Source organism: Fictibacillus sp. b24 (assembly GCF_030348825.1).
Classification (GTDB): domain Bacteria; phylum Bacillota; class Bacilli; order Bacillales; family Fictibacillaceae; genus Fictibacillus.
In genome coordinates, this window is sequence record NZ_JAUCES010000005.1 from 1,080,311 (window position 1) to 1,103,894 (window position 23,584).

Sequence of the window (23,584 nt, forward strand, 5' to 3'; positions counted from 1 at the left end):
TTTGTCCTTTCTATTGCAAATTTCACAAGATCAAAGCGTTAAGAAATTCTCAATAACCTGTCCATCTGTTTGTCCTAGGTTAAGACCTAATAATCTTGCGAATGTAGGTCCTTCATCAACTAGATGCATAGAACGAATAACTGCATCCTGCTGTACACCTTTACCTGCTAGCATAAGAATAGTCGTATAGTTTTCCTTTTCAGGAGAATAGCCATGACAGGCATGTGTATAACGTTTTGCCCTTACATCCCGATCTGTTATTTCATGGAATAAGGTCCCTTCATATTCTTCGTTAAAATAAAAACCTCGTTTTGCTTCTACCATAAAGGAACAATTCTCATCGGCACCCATTGCTTCTGCTTCTTTCTGACTGTAAATCTTTTCAATTCCGTTTGTTTCATTGCTTATTAAATTCTCTAGCAGTCTCCTTACTACCTCCTTTGTATGAGTGTCTGAAGAATTCTTTACGTAAATATATGCTGAACCATCGCAACTTTTGCAATAGGCTTTCCAATTTTTCAACCGGCCCTTTGTATCGACATCAAGTAAGTGATGCTCTCTGAACAGAACGTTGAGTTTAATCGCTTTGTATTCATCTAAAGCGCTGTGGTCACCCAAGACAGCGATTGTTGTGTCATCGTAAATATCAGCATCCTTTAAGGCTTGAACGATTTTTCCAAGCCGATTGTCATGTCGTTTTAGAGCATCCATTGCTTCCTTTGAAGAAAAGCCATGATAATGTCTCTGTGAATCCAGATCAACGAAATGCACAAGTAAAAGCTGTGGTTTTTTATTTTTAATGGTATGTACAGTGGACGCTAACACAAAATCATCGAGTTCTGGCTGATGCAATCCGTTTCGCAAATGGCCAAATCGCCGGTTCATATCTAGTTGATATCGTTTGCTGCCGTTTATAAGCGAAACCGGAATTTGATGATGATATTTTCGGTTCGCAAAAATCTCAGGCATATTATAGTCAATATTTGCTCTAGCGGTAACCGGCCATAATAAAGCGGCCGTTTTCATGCCTGCATTTTTAGCTTCATCATATAAAGTTGTCCCTCGCACATGTTTACGGTGCCAATACCAATCTGGAGAGACTCTTCCTGGTTGAAGAAACGTATTATTAACGACCCCATGGTTCTTCGGGTAATTACCGGTCACAATCGTTGTATGACAAGGGTACGTCACAGAAGGGTAGATCGTCTCGACATGTTTACAGTGCGAACCCCGCTGCAGGAAATCTTTAAAATGTGGAAGCTGCTCCAACATAGGTAAATCAAGAGAAGATAGACAATCAAAAGAAATTACGACTAAATAATCGGTGAGACGAGACATAACATTCCTCCATAAATTCTAAGATTATCCCTCTATGGTAAATCATAGCATACAGAAATTAAACGAGTGTAAAGTGTTTATTTAAACATAAAATGTAAGCTTGTCCTTTCCAAAGTTTGTAAGTTGTGTTATGAATGTAGTATCTCATTATGAGCGGGTGATTGAGTGTTTAAATGGTGGTTAGGCGTCGTTTTGATGATTTTTATTTTTACAGGAGTTACGGCATATTTGTACACTATGGATTACGCATCTGAAAAAGCAATGATTGAAATATCGAAGGAATTAACCTCAAATGAAGGAGAAATCAACAAACTTTTGGAGGATCCTGAAATACGGAAGTATATTGAAACAGGTGAGGTTCCTAAAAAGAAACTTCCTTTTAAAACAAAGAATGAAGCAGTATCGTTTATCTCTGATCGATATTCCATTCAAGAACTAGCTAGTATTAGAGAAAAAGTAAGCAAAGGTTTGAACGAAAAAGAAAAGATTGCTGTGTATGAAAAACTGTTAGAAAAAGTTACTGATGAAGAGCTGATGGCATTGAAAGTAGTAGCTCTAAATGAGGTTAAGAAAAAAAACACCAACAAAAAAAGCCCGTAATTGGGCTTTTTTGTATACGCTAAAATGAGATTGTAATGTTCCCGCCGTCTTTTGAAATGTGATAGCTTTCGTGTTCTCCAATTTCCACTACAGTTTCTTCTCCCGTTTCTATTACACCCTGAATCTGATTCTTGATAGAAGGATGCATATCACATAGAATTTCTGCCTTTTCAATAGATACTGAACGAGAACCCGTGCTAAACATCATAATTGCCTGATTGCTGCTATTGTCAAACATCGCAAAACAATCGCTAAATTCAATAGCATATAAAGTAGCATGGTGTTTTTTAGCAATATTCACTAAATGCTTTAAATTCTCATCTGCTCGATTCATTAAGTTCACATACGTGTATCCATCAATTACTTTTGTATCTGGCATACTTGTTTGTGCTTGAGCTTTTTTATGTTGAGTTACACTTTTATTTTCAACAGGTTGAATGGGAACAAGTTTCGTTTCAGATTTTTTGGGCTGTAAATTTACGGATGACTGATCTTTTTCAATACTATTTTCTGTGTCTACTTTCTGTTTTTCACCTTCTGATTGACGCTGGATTGAAGAATTTTGAGAAGCAGGTGTTTGAGTTTCCTTAACTTTATTTTCTTCAGTATGTTTTGCAGGAACAAATTCATCTTCTATTTTTAGGGAAGCCTTTTGCTCAGTTGCTTTAGCCTTACTTTCAAAATCGCCATAATTCAAAACCCCAACGGTCAATAGGGCAGCTGTTGCAAAGATTACCATACGATTCTTTTTATTCAATCTTATTTCCCCCTCAAGTACATCTTGTTACTTATTAGACGAGGTAATGATCAAAAGGGTTTCATAATTGTTACAAAAACATTTCGGGAATGTTTCAGATTAAAAATATAGAAAATTCAAAATAATGAAGGGGATTTGTTTTATGAAAAGAAATCCTATTAATAAGCTAATATCTGTGAAGGGAGGAAGAAAGGGCAGGATAACTACATAAAAATGTAAGCGCTGACAAAACGCATCTTGAATAACCACATAATGCTTTCCATATTACTTAAGGAGGAGATTGTATTGCTTGGAATGGAAGACGGTGTAATAACGTTCGTATGGATCGCTACTGTAATCTCTGCAATTGGCTGTGTTGTTTTCGGTGGAATCATGTGGAATAAAGGAGGCAATGATTCATAATGAATTTTGCAGTCTTAATACCGATTCTTATCGTATATATGGGGATCATGTCATGGCTCGCATATTATGGATACAAAAAGACCGTAACAGAATCAGACTATTTGGTTGGTGGACGAAACATTCATCCAGCAGTTATGGCGCTTTCTTATGGAGCTACCTTTATTAGTACTTCTGCCATCGTTGGATTTGGAGGAGTTTCAGCAGCTCATGGATTTAGTTTGCTATGGCTTGCATTTCTTAATATTGTCCTTGGGATCTTTGTAGCTTTTGCGATTTTTGGAACGAAAATTCGGAAGCTTTCATTAGAATTAAATGCTACCACGTTTCCTACTCTTTTAGGAAAACGTTATGATTCTAAATTTATAACCGTTTTTTCTGGAAGCATGATTTTTATTTTAATGCCGGCATATACAAGCATTGTTTTGATCGGAGGCGGGCGCTTTCTCCAAGAATCAATGTCTATGAATTTCAATCTGGCGCTAATTCTTCTAGCTGCTATTATTGCGATTTATGTAGTTACTGGAGGCATCAAGGCCGTCATGTATACAGATGCTTTCGGGGCAGTTGTCATGTTGATCGGAATGGCTATCTTCTTATTTGTAACGTACCAAGCCGTTGGCGGAATTATTGAAGGCCACAGCGGATTAAGTGCAATGAAGGACCTCGTGCCGCAAGCTCTTGTTGACCAAGGACATCAAGGCTGGACAAGCATGCCTGAATTAGGTTCTCCGCTTTGGTGGACGATTGTTAGTACGATCATTATGGGAGTAGGCGTAGGTGTTCTTGCGCAGCCTCAGCTTGCCATGAGATGTATGGCCGTAAAAGATGACAGAGCTTTGTATCGCTCGGTTTTAGTCGGTGGAATCTTTATCTTCTTTATGACAGGTGCTGCTTTTGTAATCGGACCACTAAGCAACCTTTATTTTTATGAGAATACAGGTGGAATTGCCTTAACTGCGGCTAAAGGAAATGTTGATCTGATCATACCAATTTTCATTAATCAGCTCATGCCTGACTGGTTTATTTATCTTTTTACTCTAACGTTATTATCAGCCACTATATCAACAATCAGTTCATTAATTCACGTTCAAGCAACAGCTTTCGGCCAAGATATATTAAAGACTCTTGGTGTTCAATCTCTTTTCGGATCTAAGCTTAACCCTTCAAGAATCGGAGTAGTTGTTGGTGTGATCGCGGCTGTTATCTTAGCCTATTTACTCCCGGCAGGAATTATTGCTCAAGCGACTGCTTTTTGGTTTGGTATTTGTGCTGCAGGATTCTTGCCAGCACTTATTGGAGCACTATATTGGAAAAGAGCAACGAAAGCAGCTGCAACTGCTAGCATGATTACAGGTTTTACAGTGAGTATCATCGGATTCTTGTTCTTACATCTAAAAGAAGCTGCAGCGATTGGCTTATCTCAAGCTTTGTTCGGTAAGGCAACTGTACTTCCTTTTCCTTGGACCCACATCGATCCTTTGTTCTACGCCCTTCCTTTATCCGCTGCTGTCTTTGTCGTTGTCAGCTTGCTCGATAAAAGTACAAATGTAAAAAAACAAACAGAAAAAGGAACAATAGTGCCAGCTGTTTCCGAGTAATTTAAAAGGTCCCTTGCTAATAGTAAGGGATCTTCTTACAGGTGAAGTATGAACCTTCTTTTTTTGTCGCAAACTAAGAACAGAAGAAGGAGGTTTTTTTATGGAACAAGCAAAAGTCATTATCATGAAATTTATCGTGTGCCTAATCGCCTTTTGGATAGGATTAGATTTGTTTTTTGATGCAACTATAAGTGACATCGTTTCATTCGCTGTAACAACAACCGTTATTACTTATATCATTGCAGACCGTATTCTTCTGCCGCGTATCGGAAAAACAAACACACTAATGGCTGAGTTTATATTAGCATACCTTGTGGTTTGGATCTTTGGATCGATTTTATTAGATGGATATTTGCAAATAGCATGGGGAAGTGTGATATCAGCCGGTATCATCACGGCTACAGAAGTATTTGTTCATCAATACTTACTTAAACATATAAAGGGAACGGAGAAAAATCAAAGACAGCATAGAAGATTCAGACCAGGCTTCCGATATGCAACGGAATTTGCAGAAGAACAAGATCCAAGAGGGAAAAAGAATAAAGATGAATAAAAAAGAGGTTGACTCAGAAGTTTCTACACTCTGAGTCAACCTCTTTCTTTTATTATTTTGCAATATATGTAGCTAATGCTTTTTGAACATCAAAAATACTTTTATCTTTTTTAAATTGTTTGGAAATAGGAAGTGCAGTGCTAGAAATCCAAATTTTTAATTCTGAATCTAAATCAAATGTTCCGGCTGTCTCAACGCTGAAATGCGTAATACTCTTATATGGTATTGAATGAAATTCTGTTTTCTTTCCTGTGATTCCTTGCTTATCAATTAAGATCAATCGTGTATTGGTAAACACTAAATAGTCACGGATAATTTTATAACCTTTTTCAATTCTTTCATTCTCAGCAACAATTAATTCTAGTTCTTTCTCAACTTCATGAAGATCTACTTCTGAAGCATTCCCTAATAATCCACTTAAAATTCCCATATTCATTCCTCCAAGTTATTTATTTATTATGCTTTATATTCACCATAACTTATTTAACACCTTTTATTAAGAAATAGATTTCCAATACCATAATAAGGAACAAGTAGGAAATAGAAGAAATAAAAAACACTCGGATTGAGTGTTTTGGACTGTAGTTTGAACCCTGAATCTTTCATTGCTTTTAAACGTTTATGTATGGTGGAGACTAGCGGGATTGAGCCGCTGACCTTTTGGCTGCCAGCGTGTAGAGGACAGTTTCCTGTAGTCGATTAGTATTTCCTAAAAATCCATGTAATCAGTATTTAAAGAACATCTATCGAAGTAAAATGAACCCCTGTTTCCTTATAATTTCTATAGTGTGTGACCAGAATGTGACCAGATTGAAATACCATTTCTAAAGATGTGACACTATGCCAATATTTGTTGTTTGAGTGGGAATCCCACTCTTTTTTTTATTTAAGCTCAAAAAATAATAATGATATATAGGAATTAATCCAGTTATCCTAATCATTTTAATGCAAACTCCTAACCTCTCTACGGGGAACGAGAACTACGTGTATATTCATAATAAAAATCACGTGCATCAGAATTAAATGCTTTGTCATATTCGTCGATATCATCATAAATATGTTCTTTTACCATCTCCAGCAACTCATAATTGGTTTCGTTTCTGTAATCATTTCATCAGGCAATTGTACTCCATAATATAATGTTGTAGAGTGCCCTTATTTCTGAAACAGATTAACTAATCAAGAGGGACTGTTTATCCAGGTAAGCTTCTAGGGTTTTGGATATTGAGTTTTTCCGGAGGAGACTTTTTTAAGGTCTACACCACCCAACGCTGCCAATCTAGACGAAAGAATGAGTCTTCTTAGTAGTTTTAATTGGAAAATAATGTTAGAATTTATTTGGGGTTTTATTACCAAAACGGAGGTGTAAAGTGAAGTGATTTATAGAAAGGTTCTAATAGGATTTTGTGTTTCTCAACTCTTACTTTTTACTGCATGCAGTGATAAGACAACCAAGGAAAAGCCAATAGAGCAAGAACAAATCGAGAAAAAAGAAGAGAGTGTGACTGTAGCAGAACAGAAGGCAGCGTTACCTGATAATTTTTTCCTAGATAATCGAATGAAACTGGCAGAAAAAATAGGGAATGGCTCAGTTCTAATTCTTTATGGAAAAAGGAATGCAGAAATGACGGTTGTTAAAAATCCGGATGATCAAACCAAACTAGGTGCAGACCGCAATTTTTATTACCTGACAGGAATAAAGGATCCGGAAGGGATTGTAGTTATTCGGAAAGAGGAAGATGAAATAAAAGAAACCTTGTATACTTCTAAAGATTTGAAGCAATCTAAAGAAATTTCAAAGATTCAAACCATCAAAGAAATACAAACCTTTAAGAAAGACCAAGGTAACCTATTAACCGAGTCGAATGTATTATATGTTGATTTAGGACCTCTTGAGAGAACTGAAATACAAATTATAAGTGAGTTACAAAATGAAGCGAATAAAAAAGGAATCGCCATCCAAAATATCTACCCCGTGCTAACCACCTTCAGGATGGTAAAAACTGTAGATGAGATTAACATGATTAGGGATGCTATCTCTGTTACAAATGCAGGTATCAAAGCTATGATGAAAGCTTCTATTACTAATAAAGATGAAAAAGATCTCGAGCAAGTGTTCAGGAAAGAACTAAAAGAAAGAAATATAAAGAGGATGAGTTTTGATCCAATCATTGGCGGAGGGAAAAACTCTACTGATATTCACTACCTACATAATGATCAACCCATAAAGCCTGATGACATAGTCGTTACGGATGTTGGTGCAGAATATGATTACTACGCAGCGGATATTACACGGACCTTCCCCTCTGATGGAACTTTTACAGACCGTCAGAGACAAATTTATGAGATCGTTTTAAAAGCTCAAGAAGAAACCATTAAAGCTGTGAGACCTGGAATAACTCTTATGGACCTAGAAAAAACAGCAAAATCTGCCCTTACAGAAGGCTTAATACAAGCAAACATTATATCGGAGGAATCCCAGTTGCGTGACTATTATCCACATATGGTTTCTCATCATATAGGTCTTGATGTCCATGATGTTACTGACTTTGAATTGCCTCTTCAGCCAGGGAATGTGATCAGTATTGAACCTGGAATCTATCTTATAAATGAACAATTAGGTGTAAGGATTGAAGACAATCTTTTAATAACAGAGGGCGGGAACGAAATTTTGTCCAAAGACTTAATAAAAACAGTCGAAGAGATTGAAAGTTTTATGAAACCTTAATAGCAACGGATTTTTTCTATGAAGCCTTTGAAATCACTTCAGCAATATCACTTACGCACAAATGAGGTTTAGTGATTATTTAGAGGTAAAAAGAAGGAAATATTGCTAAAAGCAGATAAGAACAAAAAATAAAACCCTTGATTCCTCAAGGGTTTTCGACTGTTATGTATGGTGGAGACTAGCGGGATCGAACCGCTGACCTTTTGGCTGCCAGCCAAACGCTCTCCCAGCTGAGCTAAGCCCCCATTTGTTACTGACATAGAAAATTATATAGTTTATCTAAAGAGTGAGCAAGCTTTTTATGGATAAATCTGCATAATAAACTTCTTTTACTCACACAATGAAATAAGATTGTTTTCTTCATATATAAATAAATGTGTGTAAGCTTTGTCCAAGAGGGGATGAAGCTTTTTTATATAAGTCTTTTATACCTGAAAACATACACTTTAAAACTGGTATAGACAACTAGTCCTAGAAGGCTGAAGGACTTAAGTTCTGTTTTGTCCCCTTACGACAGGAACCGCACTTTTTCTACCGAAAAGTGACAAAGAAAGAAAGCGCTACCAAAAATAAAAGGAGGTATGAATATTGAAGATTATAAAGTTTCGTCATCTTTTATTAGTTGCTTTGTTAATCATCCCAATGTTTGCAGGATTGGGTAAAGCTGATTCTGTATTAGCCAAACAGAACGGTGAAACAGAAATAATCATTGCTCAAAACATGCCGCAGCTTAATGAAGTGATCTCGGAAGATTCCATCGATTTAACCTCATTATGGGCAAAGGAAGATGGAACTTATGTTGAAGTAACAAAAAACCTGAAATGGAGTTCATTAAACAAGACGGTAGCTTCCGTTAATAATGAAGGTGTTGTAAGTCTTACTGGAAAGAACGGCAGAACATTTATTGTCGTAACAGATGGCAAATCTTTCGACAGAATTGGAATTCATGTGAAAGATGGAGAGGCAAAGTTATTAAAACAAGAAGGTACAAAATACGACCTTATTGCGAAAGCCATTACATCTATGACTGTGAAGGAAAAGATCGGACAAATGTTAATGCCAGATTTTCGTACTTGGAACGGAAAAAATGTAACAGAAATGAATGATGAAATAAAAGAACTTGTGAAAAAATATCATCTTGGTGGTGTGATTCTCTTTCGTGAGAATGTTGTAACAACAGAGCAAACAACTAGACTCGTTGATGAGTATAAAAAGGCGAACGAAGACTACGGATTATTGATATCAATCGACCAAGAAGGCGGAATTGTGACACGTTTGCAGAGTGGTACCGATTTCCCAGGAAATATGGCGCTTGGTGCTACAAGATCAACAGAACTGGCGGAATCTGTCGGACATGCTATTGGCTCTGAACTTCACTCACTTGGAATAAACATGAATCTAGCCCCTGTATTAGATGTGAACAATAATCCTGACAATCCGGTTATCGGCGTTCGATCATTTGGTGGAGATCCTCAGCTTGTTGCTGAATTGGGAACTTCTTATACTAAGGGATTGCAAAGTGCAGGAATGGCTGCGACTGCTAAACATTTTCCAGGGCATGGTGATACAGCGGTAGATTCACATTTAGGACTACCTTCTGTTCCTCATGATAAAGAAAGGCTGTTGGAAGTAGAACTCTATCCTTTTCAGCAGGCAATGGATCAAGGGATTGATGCTATCATGACGGCGCATGTTACTTTCCCGAAAATTGACCCAACCACTGTTATCTCTAAAAAGGATGGTACTGAAATCGCTCTTCCTGCCACTTTGTCACATGAGGTATTAACAAATTTAATGAGAAAAGAAATGGGATTTGAAGGTGTAATTTCTACTGATGCATTAAATATGAAAGCAATCGCTGACCATTTCGGCGCAGTTGATGCGGTAATTCGTGCTGTTAATGCGGGTACAGACATCATCTTAATGCCTGTTGGATTAGAAGAAGTAGCTAACGGTTTATACAAAGCAGTTGAAAAAGGTGAGATTACAGAAGAAAGAATTAATGAATCTGTTGAACGCTTGTTAACGCTAAAAGCAAAACGCGGTATTTATAAACAAGTCAGTGAAACACCAATAGATGAGAAAATCACACATGCTGAAGAAGTAGTAGGAAATAAAGCTCATAAAGATTTAGAGAATGAAGTGGCTAAAAAATCAATTACGCTAGTTAAAAACGATGGTGTACTGCCGGTTAACAAAGCTGAAAAGAAATCCATTGTAGTAGTGGGGAACTCATACAGCGAAAATCTTCAACAAGCTTTGTCAACCCATCATTCCTCGGTTGAATTGATTAAAACGGGTCAGCCTTTAACTCAGGAACAATTGCAAAAAGTACAGAATGCCGATTTAGTTGTGCTTGGAACATATACGTTTAACGTTTCTGGACGCTTGCCATCTTCTCCTCAAATGCAGATGGTCAATCAAGTGATCGGTGCAGTTCCAGAAAAAACAATCGCAGTAGGTATTCGAAATCCTTACGATATTATGGCATTTCCTGAAATATCAGCTTATATCACTCAATACAGCTTTAGAGATGCTAGCTTTAGAGCTGCAGCAGAAACAATCTTCGGCATGAACAACCCGTCAGGAAAATTGCCGATTACCATTTTTAAAGATGCAAACAGTGTTCTCTATCCATTTGGTCATGGATTAAGCTACTAAAAAGGGGAGAAGAAGATGAAAAAATGGGGAATCTTTTTAACGTTGTTGCTGATGTTTTCTTTCGTACTTCCGGGTGCTCAAGCTACGAATAATAATAACAGATTCGAGCATAGACAGAACTTTAAAACGGGTTTAGAGAGACTGTTAGATCAGGAGATGAGTGTTTTAGAAGGTAAAAATGTAGGTTTGATAACGAATCCTACAGGAATTGACCGCAGCTTAAACAGTATAGTTGATGTTCTATACAACCATCCTGACATTGAGTTGAAAGCATTGTATGGCCCTGAACATGGAGTGAGAGGGAGTGCGCAAGCTGGTCAATATGTTGAGTTTTATACAGATCCCAAAACGGGTCTTCCTGTATATAGCTTATACGGAGCGACAAAGAAACCTACTCCTGAGATGCTTGAAGGAATTGATGTTCTCGTGTTTGATATTCAAGATGTCGGAACTCGCTTCTACACATACATTTACACAATGGCTTATGCAATGGAAGCAGCGAAAGAGAACAACATTCCTTTTGTTGTCTTAGACCGTCCGAATCCTCTTGGCGGTGAACAAGTGGAAGGTCCTGTGTTAGATCCGGCTTATTCCTCGTTTGTAGGATTATATCCGATTCCACTAAGACACGGTATGACTGTAGGAGAATTGGCCAACTTGTTTAACGAAGAATTTGGCATTGGAGCTGATTTAAAGGTAGTAGAAATGAAAGGCTGGAAACGATCTTGGGCATATGAAGATAGCGGACTAGAATGGGTACTCCCTTCTCCAAACATGCCGACAAAAGATACAGCACTTGTTTATCCAGGAAGTGCGCTTATTGAAGGAACGAATGTTTCAGAGGGAAGAGGAACGACGAAACCGTTTGAGTTAATTGGCGCTCCATTTATTAATGGTGATGAATTAGCGAAGAAACTGAACGATGAGGCATTACCCGGAGTGAAGTTCCGTTCAGCATCCTTTATACCTGCATCTTCAAAACACGCTGGGAAGCTATCTCATGGTGTAGAAATTCATGTAACGGATGGTCAGTTATTCCAACCGGTCCTAACTGGAATCACTTTAGTTAAAGCGATTCATGATCTATACCCGAATGATTTTCAATTCCGCGCAGAAGACAGCAAAGGAATTTCTTTCTTTGACCTTTTAGTTGGAAATGGATGGGTAAGAGACTATATTGAATCAGGGCGCAGTGTTGATGAGATCGTCTCCCGTTACAATGATGAACTTGAGGAATTTAAGGAATTAAGAGCACAATATTTATTGTACTAATCTTAGAGAGCTAAGGCTGTATTCTTTAGCCTTAGCTTATTTTATTTGAATTTTCTGACTGGTATAGACAACTAGTTATAACAATGATACGCTTGGCATAAAGTAATAAGGGAGAGTGGACATGAAACACGTCATTACATTAGGATGCAACTGCAAAGATTAAAAGCACTTCAGGATTCCTGACAGGATGGAAGATGTTTGTTTAAACAGTGGAAGGTGCATGGAATCTTTTTAGGTAAGGAGAGTTGAACCATTTTTATGATTGATAAAAAATCACCAATGCCTCTTTATTTTCAGATTGAAGAAGCTATTAAACAAAAGATTGATAAGGGAGAATGGATAACTGGAACGATGATTTCTTCCGAACGAGAGTTTGCTGAAAACTATGAAGTTAGCCGAATGACTGTCCGTCAAGCGATAAACAATCTTGTGAATGATGGATACTTAACACGCCGTAAAGGTAAAGGGACATTTGTATCTGCTAAAAAAATCGAGCAGAAGCTCCTAGGACTTACTAGTTTTACAGAAGATATGAGGTCGCGGGGATATCGGCCAGCATCAAAACTTGTATCCTTTCACACCATTAAGGCCAATCAAAGACTTGCAATGGCTTTAGAAATTTCGGAACACCAAGAAGTTTATGAGATCAAACGGGTTCGCCTTGCAAATGATATTCCAATGGCGTTCGAAACCACATTTGTTCCTGTTCATCTTCTATATCTGCAAGAAAATCATATAAAAGAAGGCTCACTGTATTCACAGGTAGAAAGTGCTGGCTTCGAGATTGATTATGCGACACAAAGCTTAGAAGCATCGATTGCACGTGATGCTGAAAGTGAAATACTTGAGATAACGAAAGGTGCACCTGTACTTCTCATCGAAAGACAAACCTTTTTAACAAATGGAATGCCTTTGGAGTTAGTACATTCAGTTTATAGAGGTGACAGATACAAATTTATGATCGATATGAAACGCTAATGAAGCGTTTTATATAAAAATGAAAGCGTTTACTAAGAGGGGGAAGGATAATGGGGAAAGAGCAGCAAATGGCTCATAGCATCATTGAAAAACTTGGAGGTTCATCAAACATCCAGTCATTGATGCATTGTATGACGAGAATACGTGTGAATTTACATGACCCGTCAAAAGCAGATTTAAAAGGGTTAAAAGATGTGGATGGTGTCTTAGGTGTTGTAGAAGATGATACCTTACAGATTATTGTCGGACCTGGAATTGTAAACCGTGTGACACTAGCGATGAGCGAAGAAACCGGTATGAACATCGAATCTGTTGATGAAACAAACCCGATGGATCTTGAGCAGATGGCACGCATGAATAAAGATGCCATTAACAAGAAGAACGCAACTCCTTTTAAACAATTTTTACGTAAGATTGCCAGTATCTTCATTCCGTTAATTCCTGCGATTGTTGCTTCAGGTTTGATTGCTGGAATCACAAACGTTGCGATTAGAATGGAAGCGGACCCAGAGTCTGCAATTATTAAAATGCTAGGGTTAATCGGCTGGGGTGTCTTTAGTTATCTTGCAGTCTTTGTAGGTATTAATACAGCCAAAGAGTTTGGTGGAACCCCTGCTCTAGGTGGTGCAGCCGGTATTTTAATCATTAACCCAGGACTAGCAAACATTACACTTTTTGGTGATCCACTCGTTGTAGGACGTGGCGGTTTAATTGGGGTCATGCTTGCTGCTGTTCTAATTGCATTCCTGGAAAAAAGAATTCGAAAATTTGTTCATCCTTCTATTGATATTATCGTAACACCTACACTTGCACTACTGATCACAGGTTTTGCAACGTTATTCGTTCTTCAGCCGGTTGGTGGTTTCTTATCTGACCTCATCACAAAAGGATTATTAAACTTAATTGATATTGGCGGTATTTTCTCTGGACTTATTTTAGCAGGTACATTCTTACCACTAGTTGTAACAGGACTTCATCAAGGCCTTACACCAGTACACATGGAACTAATCAATACAATCGGTGACGATCCACTGTTGCCAATTTTAGCAATGGGTGGAGCAGGTCAAGTTGGTGCTGCATTTGCCATCTATTTCAAAACAAAAAATCAAAGACTTCGCAAAGTTATTAAAGGCGGACTTCCTGTAGGTATGCTCGGAATTGGTGAGCCGCTAATCTTTGGGGTTACATTGCCGCTCGGTCGTCCGTTCTTAACGGCGTGTCTAGGAGCTGCAGTAGGTGGGGCATTCCAGGCATTCTATGAAGTTGCGACAATTGCAATTGGTGTTTCTGGTATCCCACTCGTATTCTTAGTTAATCCGAATGAAATGGTTCTATATTTAGTAGGTTTAGTCATCGCTTATATCTTTGGTTTCTTGTTCACATGGACATTTGGATTTAAAGAGAGCATGGCAAAAGACATTTAAACAGGAGTGAACGCTCTTTGTGTTATGGCATTTCAATTTATCTAAGCGAATCAGATACATTCAATAAACAATGGATCGAAAAGGCCGCTAAAAACGGTTTTCAGTACATCTTTACTTCTCTTCATATTCCAGAAGAAAGTGATGTAGATTTTATTAAACAAGTAAAATGGTTAGGCAATATAGCGCAAAGTTTTCATATGGACGTGATGGCAGATGTTTCTCCAGCTTCTCTTGAACGGTTGGGATTAGCGTTTGCTGAACTGCCTTCTTTAAAAGACTGGGGCATCACAGGAATCAGGATGGATTATGGATTTACAGCCAAGCAGATTGCTTGGCTGTCCCATTCTCTTAAAATTGGATTGAACGCGAGTACCATTGATGAAGAACAGCTTAAGGAATTAGTAGACGCGGGACTTCAAGTGAATCAAACAGAAGCTTGGCATAACTTTTATCCAAAACCATACACAGGTATTTCAAGTCACTCAGTAAAAACACGCAATGAATTGTTCCACCGTTACGGAATAAAAACAATGGGTTTTATTAAAGGGGATGATTCATTACGCGGACCGTTGCATGAAGGCCTTCCTACAATTGAGAATCATAGATTTTCAACACCTGTACATGGAGCACTTGAACTTGGCGAACTGAGTACAGACAAAATTTGTGTGGGAGATTTAAATCTTACTGACCAGACTTTGGGGGATTTCAAATACTTAATGGATGGTGCAGTTCCGCTCTATGTAGATTTTAACAATGGATACGAGCACCTCTATAACACGGTTCATACAAATCGAATGGATGCCGCACAATACGTGATCCGTTCCGTTGAATCTAGAACTGAGCCTTCTCAACTGATTCAAGAGATTCATCATTTAACCTCTTTCTCAAAGGGCACAATCACGATAGATAACAAATTATATGGCAGGTATGCCGGTGAACTGCAAATATGTTTGGAGAATTTCCCCGCCAATCCAAAGATGAATGTAGTTGGAATGGTACGGAAAGAGAGCATGCCATTATTAAAGTACGTGGGAAGCGGGCAGAAGTTTGTTCTTTTAAATCAACAATACTAAAGGAGATCATGATGGACTTAACCAAATTGGCTACAGAGAAAAGGAATCCAGACACAGTAAACATTGATGAACTTTCAACACTAGAAGTGATCCGAAAAATACACGAAGCCGATCTTGGAGTCGTCAGTTGTATTACTCCTGTCTTAACTGAAATTAGTAAGGTAGCAGAAAAAGTAGTTAAAGCTTTCGAAAATGGAGGGCGGCTTATCTATATCGGGGCAGGAACGAGCGGGAGATTAGGTGTGTTAGATGCTTCAGAGTGCCCGCCAACCTATGGAACCGACCCCAACTTAGTAGTCGGTGTGATTGCAGGTGGTGATTACGCACTTCAGCATGCTATTGAAGGAGCAGAAGATGATCCAGAACTGGGTAAATCCGACCTTCAAAAATTGAGACTTACGAATAAAGATGTTGTTGTAGCGATTGCTGCATCTGGCCGAACGCCTTATTGCTTGGGTGCGATGGATTATTCAAAATCACAAGGTGCATTCACGGCTGCTCTTGTTTGTGCTGCAAATTCACCTATGCAGAAGCTCGCTGATATTAGCATCCCGATTATAACAGGGCCAGAAGTCGTTACAGGATCTACACGTATGAAGGCTGGAACGGCTCAAAAGCTTGTTCTAAATATGATTAGTACAGCTAGTATGATTAGGTGGGGAAAAGTTTACAGCAATTTGATGGTGGACGTTCAGCCTACAAATGAAAAATTGAGACAGCGCGCAAAAAATATAATCGTGGAAGCTACGGGTGCGTCAGAAAAAGAAGCAGAAGAAGCATTGCGCAATCAGGGAGGCAACACCAAGGCTGCGATTTATCAGTTAATAACAGGAGTCGCTCCAAATGACGCAAAACAGCATCTAGATCAACATGATGGCAAATTAAAAGAAGCAATACGCATGTTCACTAAAAAGTGAGAGGGGTAGATTATTATGTTAGGATTCTTGCAGCGCATCGGCCGTGCGCTTATGCTTCCGATTGCTGTACTTCCAGCAGCGGGACTCATTCTGCGTTTCGGTCAAGATGATTTACTTGGTATTCCGTTTTTGGCTGCAGCAGGTAACGCTATTTTTGGTCACTTAGCATTGATTTTTGCCATTGGGGTAGCCGTTGGTCTAGCAAGAGATGGTAGTGGAGCAGCGGGTCTTGCAGGTGCTATCGGTTATTTTGTATTAACAGAAGGTGCAAAAGCATTTGCAGTAGAGAATTTAGCGTTTGAAGGTAACTTTGACATGTCCGTACTTGGAGGGATTCTGGCAGGGGTGGTAGCAGGACTCTTATACAATAGATTTTATAATACGAAACTTCCAGAATGGTTATCCTTTTTTGGCGGTAAACGATTTGTACCAATCGTGACTGCAGGTACGATGGTATTGTTAGCCTTAGTTTTTGGATTCATCTGGCCTTACATTCAAATGGGCTTAGAGAACGTGGGTACCTGGATTACGAGTGCAGGTGCTATTGGTGCTGGTATATTCGGCTTCTTTAACCGTTTATTAATCCCACTTGGTTTGCATCATGTACTTAACAGCTTCTTATGGTTTGTATTTGGTGAGTTTACAGGTGAAAATGGAAAGGTTGTAACGGGAGATTTATGGAGATTCTTTGCTGAAGATCCTAAAGCAGGCTTCTATATGGCTGGATTCTTCCCAGTAATGATGTTCGGGTTGCCGGCTGCTTGTTTAGCGATGATTCATACAGCAAAAAAACATCGTAAGAAGGCAGTTGCGGGGATGCTAGGAAGTATGGCACTCACATCTTTTGTAACGGGAATTACAGAACCAATCGAATTTGCATTTATGTTTTTGTCACCGCTGCTTTATGTTATCCATGCGGTATTGACTGCAGCCTCAATGTCTGTGGCGGTATTGTTTGATATTCATCATGGATTTACGTTTTCAGCTGGAGCGATTGATTATTTCTTAAATATTGGTATTGCTCAAAATGGGTGGCTTCTCCTGCCGATAGGTGCGGTGTATTTTGCACTGTACTACGGAGTATTCCGTTACTTGATCGTAAAACTAGATTTGAAAACACCAGGTAGAGAAGATGAGGAAACAATCGTATCTGAGGCAGCTGCAACCTCTACAAGTAATGAAAAGTACGAAGCAGCGGCTGCAGCCTATTTAAATGCACTCGGTGGCAAAGAAAATATAGTCCTGCTTGAAAACTGTATTACTAGACTGAGAGTCCAGATTAAAGATCTTTCGAGAGTAGATGAAGATGCTCTTAGAAAAGCTGGATCCAAAGGTCTTATTAAGCTTAATAACCAAAATATACAGGTAGTAGTAGGCTCTGAGGTTGAACCGATTGCAGACAGCATGAGAGAGAAGCTATAAAAAAAGAGAACCCCATTTTCTTTGCAGGAAATGGGGTTCTTATTTTTACGCGTTCCAATAACCATTTATGGGTGCGTTTGCTGAGAATCCGTATGAACACGGATAAGAATAAACACAGCAGTCTCCGCTAAACGAAACGGCTCCGACAATAATGAGCAGCACGAATAGTACCACATAAAGCGTAAAGCTATCAGAACAGTACTTTCTCGATGACATGGTTTCACTCCTCTTCTTGCACTATGAGAAGCCGATTTCTCTCCTCACTCCATTTTATGCAAAATGGATAAGCATAGAAACGGTGATAAACGCCTCATTTCGAGGAGTTGTCATCTAAGGTTTTATTTGTAAGCTTCATCTAAAATGATATATAAGTAATCTACAAATTCCCCTTTTGAAAACATGGTTACTTCATATACATTTCCAAGATCGTTGTAAACAAATGCCGTATCAGTGTCTGTTGTTTCTTCTACATCTGTTGGAAGTCCGGCAAGTTCTAGAGCTCTTAATTTTTCATCATCCGTAAACAGAATTTCCTCATCGATTACGGAATAGACTAAACGGGCAGCTTTTCCTTCAACAAATGTAACCGCGTATTTCTCGTTTTGATAATACCGTACAACTGCAGGTACGAATTGAGTAGTGCCAGAATAACGATACTGAATTTCTTCTGATCGAGAGGGTTCTCCCCATTTATCGCTTATTTGCTGTTCAGAAAGGTTCGTGAGTTCACTTGCTACAAATTCGTAATTGTCAGTTAAATAATCTTTTTCATTTGTATCTGCATTTTCTTCATCAGCAACTTCAGTGCTCTCATCTTCTGTTGCTGCTGTTTCTGTCGCTTTTGTATCTTCTTCGTCTTGACCAGTTGTTGATGAATCGGTGGCTTTTTCGTTATTATTTTCAGTTTGGGTTTCTGAAGCACCTTGTTCATTTTGTTTAGTATCTTTTGAACAAGCAGTAATAGCAAACAAACCAATTATAAGAATGAATAGTAATACTTTTTTCATTGATAATCCCTCATTATGTAATTCATATAGTTAAATAGACACTAACAATGTTAACAAAAGAATGCAGAAATTGAAAATGAAAAGTATGGCAGATTAAGAAACTTATAGCTCTTTACGAATAGACTGACATCTATGCTGATTCGTTTCATAAAATAAAGTAAGGTAGTTTGAGTAAACTGTTTTCCTTTCCAGGCTGCTCTTTTCCACGGGAGATTAGAGTAGCCCAAAGAAAAACCTAATTCTTATAATTGTAACACCCTGTTAAAATGACATATTAAGTAAGACCTTTTGTAATATTTCATTTTGTTAATAAATCATCTACAATATATGGTAGACACCCAAATGAAGACGTCAATGATGAAGGGCAGGTGTGAAAGGGATGCAATATATTGTTTATGATCTAGAAATGACTAACCGATTATCTGAGATCATTGAGATCGGTGCTGTACGAATGACAGAAATTAATGGAGAGCTGACAATCCTTGATACTTTTCAATCGTTTGTCCAGCCAAAAATGGATAAGCTGAATTCAAGAATTACGAATTTAACGGGAATAACAAAAAAAGATTTAATTTCTGCCCCCGTTTATACAGAAGCAATAGAAAATTTCAAATCGTGGATTGGGCTTGAGGAGTATTATCTATGTTCTTGGGGACCAGAAGATAAATGGGCACTTATTACGGATTCAACATTTCACCAAACAGAAACCGATTGGATCATAAACCATAATGATCTGCAATTTCATTTTAGTTTGCTTCACGATAGTGAAAAAGGGTTTCGATATGGCTTGTCCCGTGCACTTCTTACAATGGAGCTCTCATATGAAGGTTCGAAGCACAGAGCTTTAGATGATGCTATTAACACAGGCAGGATTCTTAAGAGGATTCATAAACAGATTGAGATTGTAAAAAATCCTACCTCATACTTAGAGTCTAAGCTTTTCGAACCAGAAAAACTGGTGTACAAAACAAAAGCAGAAGAAAGCGTATCGCCATTTGCTTCCTTATCAAAGTTATTTAACTAAAGTATTTTTACTTTTATATGTAAACCTTTCAGGAATAGAAGATAACACAAATAACTAAAATAGGACTTTGTTCCTGTTATTTCGATATTCTTCGACAAAAACAGGTAGGCATTATAGGGTATAATCCATAAAAAGTAAGATATGTCGTCATTTGACGAATTGTTTTTGTAGGAAAATGACCTTAGTTTCGATAATAATGGTAGTGGGGGGTGTTTATTAGTGGATACTACATACTACATAACTAATAAAAACAATCAATTATTGGAATTATTGAATACGATAGATTATCGCTTGGCAGATGCAACACTTGAAGAAGTGGATTCAATTATCAAACTTAAAGAAGAACTATTAGCAAACGATGGTATACATATTACTCCTGAACAAATTAACAATATCATTTCTTTGTTACTGTCCTTTGTCCCTGAAAAAGTTAGAGAAGTGGGTTAATGCAGAATCTCTATAGAAGAGGTTCTTTTTTTTTATATCCAAAAGTTATTTTCGAACCCTCAATTCTTTATTAGGGGGTAGTGCAAAAAAAACAGTAGCTAAAAATGGCTACTGTTTGATTGTTTTTTTTCTTTACTCTTTTTCATTTCCTCCATTTCATCTTTAAATTGTTCTTGAAGGGAATGCTGGTGGCCGTAAAGAAAAATCATATCTCCTTCTTGGATCTCTGTCGTGTAGCTATCCTTTCTAAGTGTTACATCACCACGTTTAATAAATAACACGAGTAAGTCTTTGTCCTTTTCAATAACATCCTTCAACATCTTTCCAATAATAGAAGACCCTTTATGTATGGGCAGCTCTATTACTACATCATCTTCTTCAAAATACATCACGTCACGCAGTGGCAGATCAGATAAGTTGTAATTCTTTTGCATATGTTTATCAAACGATTTCTTCATAAAGTTCTTAAGTTTAGGCATGCTTAAAATAAGGTGAACCCCGATCAGGACTAAAATAATGATTCCAAGCTCTATGGATCTAAACTCATCGGATAGGATATTGCTGATCGAAGAAATAATAACGGCAAGTGAAAAAACACCGAATAAGATAAGAAAAGTGCTTAATCGTCTTCGGATAGGATGTTCTAAGATTAACTCCGATTCACCTGTTGTGAATCCAGTAGCAGTAAACATTGAGATTACCTGAAAGCGGGCAATTTCTTTTTTTAAACCGGTAAGGGTAAAGAGCAGTACATTAATTTCAATTACAATAGCGATAATTGCAAAATATAGTAGCGTGAATATAAATCCCACAAAGGCACCTCCGTTTAAATTCTTCTTTTACCTTTATACCCTTAATTTCTATAAGTAATAGATAAATTATTAAATATTTCTCTGTTTCATAAACGTGCTCTCCTCCTCATATAGTTTTGTACAGGAGGGGATGAAGATGACTGGTTTCCTTATTACTTTAATACCAGCAAGCCTATTGTGCGGAGGTGTAGCACTACTCATTCATTCTTTTGTTAAAAAAGACTCGTACCAGTATGACCAAGAAAACCTTTGGGAAGACTCATCTCTTACTTCAGAAGATTATCGGATCAAATAGCACATTCATTACTTGATATTTTCCCTCGTTATGGTAAAAAGTAAGATAACAATAACTAGAATCGAGGATATGTTGTGCGGAAAGTATCAAAGAAATGGCTAATTGGCGGAGCAGCTCTTGCTATACTTCTATTTATCATCTTTCAGAACTTCGGTAAAACAGAAGTTGCGAGTGAGACAAAAACAATTAAGATTGTTGCTCTTGGAGACTCGTTAACTTACGGTGTTGGAGATCCGTCTAAAACAGGTTATATAGGCATCGTTAAAAGAAATATTCAAAAGCAAACAGGCCGAAATGTTATCGTTAATAATTTCGGAATTAGCGGACAGCGTTCGGATCAATTGTTAAAACAACTTGAAAATGGTGTTGTGCTAAAAGCGTTAAAGCAAGCTGATCATGTGTTTGTATTCATAGGAACCAATGACTTTAGACATGCTGCAGGCTGGAACTTTCGTCAGCTTCCACAACAGCCGCTTCTGCTCGGGAAAGAAAAATTAAGAAACAATTTGAGCAAAACCTTGACTGTTGTGAGAGAAAATAACTCGTTTGCCCCCGTCTATGTGCTAGGACTATATAATCCTTACTTTGGTAAAGCCTATGACCCAACTGCTTCTGATAGCATTCAGTCTTGGAATGAAGCGATCATTGAAGTAAGTAATGAGAGCACGCTTACTAAGTACATCTCAACTTATGAACTCTACGAAAACGTTGAAAAAGACATGTATTTTTCTGATTCATTGCATCCTAACCGCAGGGGATATAATAAGCTGGGGAATTGGGTTTACAGCCAGTGGAAACCTTTAAATCAAGAATAGCCTCCAAAGAAGTGTTTGACTTCTTGGAGGTTTTTTAATTTGGTTGTTTTCATAAACTTTGTTGCCCTTGAAAGTGGTTGATTTCCATTCCAGGTGCTCGCTTTCCGCGGGGCAGGAGTCTCGCACCTTGCACTCCAATCAACTGTCAAAGAAGAAAGTAGAAACACCCTCTTATCACCACTATTTTTTAAAGAAGAACCATTTTTTTTAAAAAGACCATTGACTTGAGAATGATTATCATTATAATTAGAATTGAAGTTGATAATCGTTTTCAATTAATTTATACATAGAGGGAGCAAGAAGAAAATGCAGAAGAAGAATTTATTCACAACATTTATTATTGTTCTACTAGCAGCTGTTATTATGGCCGGCTGTGGGAAGTCAAATGATGGTGCAAGTTCAGGTAATGACAAAGCATCTAATAAAGAAGAAAAAAATAGCGGGGAAGTTAATCTATACACAAGCCGTCATTATGACGTTGATGATAAAATATTTGCTGATTTTACAAAAGAGACTGGAATTAAGGTAAACGTTATTAAAGGGAAAGAAGATGAATTGATTGAGCGTCTTTCTAGAGAAGGAAAGGCTACTAAAGGAGATCTATTCTTCACATCTGATGCAGGCCGTTTACATTGGGCAAAAGATAAAGATCTGCTCCAAAGCGTTGAAAGTGATACGTTAAGCAAGAACATTCCTGAGAATTTAAAAGATAAAGATAACCAATGGTATGGTTTAACGAAACGTGCACGTGTAATTGTTTATTCTAAGGATAAAGTTGACCCTTCTGAGCTATCTACTTATGAAGCTCTAACAGAAGACAAATGGAAAGGGAAAGTGCTTATCCGTTCTTCTGAAAATATTTACAACCAATCATTAGTGTCTTCTTTTATATCACTAAACGGTAAAGAAGAAGCTAAGAAATGGGCAGAAGGTATCGTGAATAACATGGCTCGTGACCCTCAAGGCGGTGACCGCGATCAAGCAAAAGGTATCGTTGCTGGTGAAGGTGATGTTGCAATCATGAACTCTTACTATTTTGGACAGATGCTAAACTCTGAAGATCCTGAAGAAGTGAAAGTTGCTGAACAGCTAAAAGTGTTCTTCCCTAACCAAGAGACTACTGGAACACATATCAATATTAGCGGGATCGGTGTAACGAAACATGCTAAGAACAAAGAAAATGCAATCAAATTAATGGAATACTTATCAAGTCCAGATGTACAAAAAGTATTTGCTGAAGCGAACTATGAGTACCCTGTTAATAAAGAAGTTGAACCTTCTGAGCTGTTAAAATCTTGGGGTGAGTTTAAGGAACAAGACCTTAATCTTTCTGAGCTTGGGGAAAACAATGCAGATGCTGTTAAAATCTTAAATGAAGTAAGCTGGAAATAAAATGTAAAAAATTGCCGTATCGCATTTTGTGATACGGCTAATCGTATGTAGAAACGAACAGCTAGACCT

The 23,584-nt window shown here is 37.8% G+C and carries 22 protein-coding genes and 1 tRNA gene; 16 read left to right on the top strand and 7 right to left on the bottom strand.

Translation table 11 applies throughout. The annotated features are described in order from the left end of the window. Nucleotides 1-30: 30 nt before the first annotated feature. A complete protein-coding gene (locus tag QUF49_RS05445; RefSeq protein ID WP_289494718.1) occupies nucleotides 31-1,338 on the bottom strand; it encodes an alkaline phosphatase family protein in 1,308 nt (435 codons plus the stop codon). 165 nt (nucleotides 1,339-1,503) lie between these two features. On the opposite strand from QUF49_RS05445, the gene QUF49_RS05450 reads away from it, so the two are divergent. Next, nucleotides 1,504-1,938, top strand: coding sequence for a hypothetical protein (locus QUF49_RS05450; protein ID WP_289494719.1), 435 nt, complete (start codon nucleotides 1,504-1,506; stop codon nucleotides 1,936-1,938). 19 nt (nucleotides 1,939-1,957) lie between these two features. Here QUF49_RS05450 and QUF49_RS05455 read toward each other — a convergent pair whose 3' ends face one another. Further along, the gene (locus QUF49_RS05455; protein WP_289494720.1) at nucleotides 1,958-2,695 is read right to left on the bottom strand and encodes a hypothetical protein; all 738 of its coding nucleotides are present in this window, start codon (nucleotides 2,693-2,695) and stop codon (nucleotides 1,958-1,960) included. Nucleotides 2,696-3,096: 401 nt separating this feature from the next. Here QUF49_RS05455 and QUF49_RS05460 point away from each other — a divergent pair, with 401 nt between their 5' ends. Both QUF49_RS05460 and QUF49_RS05465 read left to right on the top strand, forming a co-directional pair. Beyond that, nucleotides 3,097-4,695, top strand: coding sequence for a sodium:solute symporter family protein (locus QUF49_RS05460; protein ID WP_289494721.1), 1,599 nt, complete (start codon nucleotides 3,097-3,099; stop codon nucleotides 4,693-4,695). Nucleotides 4,696-4,795: 100 nt separating this feature from the next. Further along, complete coding sequence (locus QUF49_RS05465) at nucleotides 4,796-5,248, top strand: YndM family protein (RefSeq protein ID WP_289494722.1); 453 nt, start codon at nucleotides 4,796-4,798, stop codon at nucleotides 5,246-5,248. Nucleotides 5,249-5,300: 52 nt separating this feature from the next. On the opposite strand, the gene QUF49_RS05470 is transcribed toward QUF49_RS05465, so the two are convergent. Further along, nucleotides 5,301-5,678, bottom strand: coding sequence for a PH domain-containing protein (locus QUF49_RS05470; protein ID WP_289494723.1), 378 nt, complete (start codon nucleotides 5,676-5,678; stop codon nucleotides 5,301-5,303). Between the two features lie 945 nt (nucleotides 5,679-6,623). Here QUF49_RS05470 and QUF49_RS05475 point away from each other — a divergent pair. Next, nucleotides 6,624-7,976 carry an aminopeptidase P N-terminal domain-containing protein gene (locus QUF49_RS05475; protein WP_289494724.1) on the top strand — a complete coding sequence of 451 codons (1,353 nt, stop codon included), beginning with the start codon at nucleotides 6,624-6,626 and terminating at the stop codon, nucleotides 7,974-7,976. 169 nt (nucleotides 7,977-8,145) lie between these two features. Here the strand turns inward: QUF49_RS05475 and QUF49_RS05480 are convergent. Further along, nucleotides 8,146-8,221 (bottom strand) — tRNA-Ala (locus QUF49_RS05480). Nucleotides 8,222-8,618: 397 nt separating this feature from the next. Here QUF49_RS05480 and nagZ point away from each other — a divergent pair. The 7 genes from nagZ (at nucleotide 8,619) to nagE (ending at nucleotide 17,723) form a co-directional block, all read left to right on the top strand. Next, on the top strand, nucleotides 8,619-10,637 hold the full coding sequence (gene nagZ / locus QUF49_RS05485) for a beta-N-acetylhexosaminidase (protein ID WP_289497582.1): 2,019 nt from the start codon (nucleotides 8,619-8,621) through the stop codon (nucleotides 10,635-10,637). Between the two features lie 15 nt (nucleotides 10,638-10,652). After that, on the top strand, nucleotides 10,653-11,909 hold the full coding sequence (locus QUF49_RS05490; protein ID WP_289494725.1) for an exo-beta-N-acetylmuramidase NamZ family protein: 1,257 nt from the start codon (nucleotides 10,653-10,655) through the stop codon (nucleotides 11,907-11,909). Between the two features lie 258 nt (nucleotides 11,910-12,167). Then, a complete protein-coding gene (locus QUF49_RS05495; RefSeq protein ID WP_289494726.1) occupies nucleotides 12,168-12,887 on the top strand; it encodes a GntR family transcriptional regulator in 720 nt (239 codons plus the stop codon). A gap of 50 nt (nucleotides 12,888-12,937) precedes the next feature. Next, nucleotides 12,938-14,311: a PTS transporter subunit EIIC gene (locus tag QUF49_RS05500; protein ID WP_289494727.1), complete on the top strand. Its 1,374-nt coding sequence runs from the start codon at nucleotides 12,938-12,940 to the stop codon at nucleotides 14,309-14,311. Between the two features lie 17 nt (nucleotides 14,312-14,328). After that, nucleotides 14,329-15,384 (top strand): DUF871 domain-containing protein, encoded by a 1,056-nt coding sequence (locus QUF49_RS05505; protein ID WP_289494728.1) that lies wholly within the window; start codon nucleotides 14,329-14,331, stop codon nucleotides 15,382-15,384. Nucleotides 15,385-15,395: 11 nt separating this feature from the next. Next, nucleotides 15,396-16,301 carry an N-acetylmuramic acid 6-phosphate etherase gene (gene murQ, locus QUF49_RS05510; protein ID WP_289497583.1) on the top strand — a complete coding sequence of 302 codons (906 nt, stop codon included), beginning with the start codon at nucleotides 15,396-15,398 and terminating at the stop codon, nucleotides 16,299-16,301. 15 nt (nucleotides 16,302-16,316) lie between these two features. Continuing rightward, the gene (gene nagE, locus QUF49_RS05515) at nucleotides 16,317-17,723 is read left to right on the top strand and encodes an N-acetylglucosamine-specific PTS transporter subunit IIBC (protein ID WP_289494729.1); all 1,407 of its coding nucleotides are present in this window, start codon (nucleotides 16,317-16,319) and stop codon (nucleotides 17,721-17,723) included. A 45-nt stretch (nucleotides 17,724-17,768) separates the two neighbouring features. Here the strand turns inward: nagE and QUF49_RS05520 are convergent, their stop codons facing one another. Then, nucleotides 17,769-17,939 (bottom strand): YjcZ family sporulation protein, encoded by a 171-nt coding sequence (locus QUF49_RS05520; RefSeq protein ID WP_289494730.1) that lies wholly within the window; start codon nucleotides 17,937-17,939, stop codon nucleotides 17,769-17,771. 122 nt (nucleotides 17,940-18,061) lie between these two features. After that, nucleotides 18,062-18,730 carry a hypothetical protein gene (locus QUF49_RS05525; protein WP_289494731.1) on the bottom strand — a complete coding sequence of 223 codons (669 nt, stop codon included), beginning with the start codon at nucleotides 18,728-18,730 and terminating at the stop codon, nucleotides 18,062-18,064. Nucleotides 18,731-19,109: 379 nt separating this feature from the next. Here QUF49_RS05525 and QUF49_RS05530 point away from each other — a divergent pair, with 379 nt between their 5' ends. Continuing rightward, nucleotides 19,110-19,754, top strand: coding sequence for a 3'-5' exonuclease (locus tag QUF49_RS05530; RefSeq protein WP_289494732.1), 645 nt, complete (start codon nucleotides 19,110-19,112; stop codon nucleotides 19,752-19,754). Between the two features lie 219 nt (nucleotides 19,755-19,973). Next, entirely contained in the window at nucleotides 19,974-20,201 is a 228-nt protein-coding gene (locus QUF49_RS05535) for a hypothetical protein (RefSeq protein WP_289494733.1), read from the top strand. 98 nt (nucleotides 20,202-20,299) lie between these two features. Here QUF49_RS05535 and QUF49_RS05540 read toward each other — a convergent pair whose 3' ends face one another. After that, nucleotides 20,300-21,013 (bottom strand): TrkA C-terminal domain-containing protein, encoded by a 714-nt coding sequence (locus QUF49_RS05540; protein WP_289494734.1) that lies wholly within the window; start codon nucleotides 21,011-21,013, stop codon nucleotides 20,300-20,302. 136 nt (nucleotides 21,014-21,149) lie between these two features. Between QUF49_RS05540 and QUF49_RS05545 the strand changes: the two genes are divergently transcribed. The 3 genes from QUF49_RS05545 (at nucleotide 21,150) to QUF49_RS05555 (ending at nucleotide 23,515) form a co-directional block, all read left to right on the top strand. Next, nucleotides 21,150-21,308 carry a hypothetical protein gene (locus QUF49_RS05545; protein WP_289494735.1) on the top strand — a complete coding sequence of 53 codons (159 nt, stop codon included), beginning with the start codon at nucleotides 21,150-21,152 and terminating at the stop codon, nucleotides 21,306-21,308. A gap of 74 nt (nucleotides 21,309-21,382) precedes the next feature. Further along, nucleotides 21,383-22,123 carry a GDSL-type esterase/lipase family protein gene (locus QUF49_RS05550; RefSeq protein ID WP_289494736.1) on the top strand — a complete coding sequence of 247 codons (741 nt, stop codon included), beginning with the start codon at nucleotides 21,383-21,385 and terminating at the stop codon, nucleotides 22,121-22,123. 306 nt (nucleotides 22,124-22,429) lie between these two features. Beyond that, nucleotides 22,430-23,515: a Fe(3+) ABC transporter substrate-binding protein gene (locus QUF49_RS05555; RefSeq protein WP_289494737.1), complete on the top strand. Its 1,086-nt coding sequence runs from the start codon at nucleotides 22,430-22,432 to the stop codon at nucleotides 23,513-23,515. Nucleotides 23,516-23,584 lie beyond the last annotated feature (69 nt).

Bases quoted from the DNA above. Each gene is read 5' to 3' on its own strand.
- QUF49_RS05530 (WP_289494732.1), top strand. From the start codon at position 19,110: ATGCAATATATTGTTTATGATCTAGAAATGACTAACCGATTATCTGAG.
- murQ (WP_289497583.1), top strand. From the start codon at position 15,396: ATGGACTTAACCAAATTGGCTACAGAGAAAAGGAATCCAGACACAGTA.
- QUF49_RS05500 (WP_289494727.1), top strand. From the start codon at position 12,938: ATGGGGAAAGAGCAGCAAATGGCTCATAGCATCATTGAAAAACTTGGA.
- QUF49_RS05520 (WP_289494730.1), bottom strand. From the start codon at position 17,939: ATGTCATCGAGAAAGTACTGTTCTGATAGCTTTACGCTTTATGTGGTA.
- QUF49_RS05445 (WP_289494718.1), bottom strand. From the start codon at position 1,338: ATGTCTCGTCTCACCGATTATTTAGTCGTAATTTCTTTTGATTGTCTA.
- QUF49_RS05545 (WP_289494735.1), top strand. From the start codon at position 21,150: ATGACTGGTTTCCTTATTACTTTAATACCAGCAAGCCTATTGTGCGGA.
- QUF49_RS05525 (WP_289494731.1), bottom strand. From the start codon at position 18,730: ATGAAAAAAGTATTACTATTCATTCTTATAATTGGTTTGTTTGCTATT.
- QUF49_RS05460 (WP_289494721.1), top strand. From the start codon at position 3,097: ATGAATTTTGCAGTCTTAATACCGATTCTTATCGTATATATGGGGATC.
- QUF49_RS05555 (WP_289494737.1), top strand. From the start codon at position 22,430: ATGCAGAAGAAGAATTTATTCACAACATTTATTATTGTTCTACTAGCA.
- QUF49_RS05470 (WP_289494723.1), bottom strand. From the start codon at position 5,678: ATGGGAATTTTAAGTGGATTATTAGGGAATGCTTCAGAAGTAGATCTT.
- QUF49_RS05490 (WP_289494725.1), top strand. From the start codon at position 10,653: ATGAAAAAATGGGGAATCTTTTTAACGTTGTTGCTGATGTTTTCTTTC.
- nagZ (WP_289497582.1), top strand. From the start codon at position 8,619: ATGTTTGCAGGATTGGGTAAAGCTGATTCTGTATTAGCCAAACAGAAC.
- nagE (WP_289494729.1), top strand. From the start codon at position 16,317: ATGTTAGGATTCTTGCAGCGCATCGGCCGTGCGCTTATGCTTCCGATT.
- QUF49_RS05495 (WP_289494726.1), top strand. From the start codon at position 12,168: ATGATTGATAAAAAATCACCAATGCCTCTTTATTTTCAGATTGAAGAA.
- QUF49_RS05465 (WP_289494722.1), top strand. From the start codon at position 4,796: ATGGAACAAGCAAAAGTCATTATCATGAAATTTATCGTGTGCCTAATC.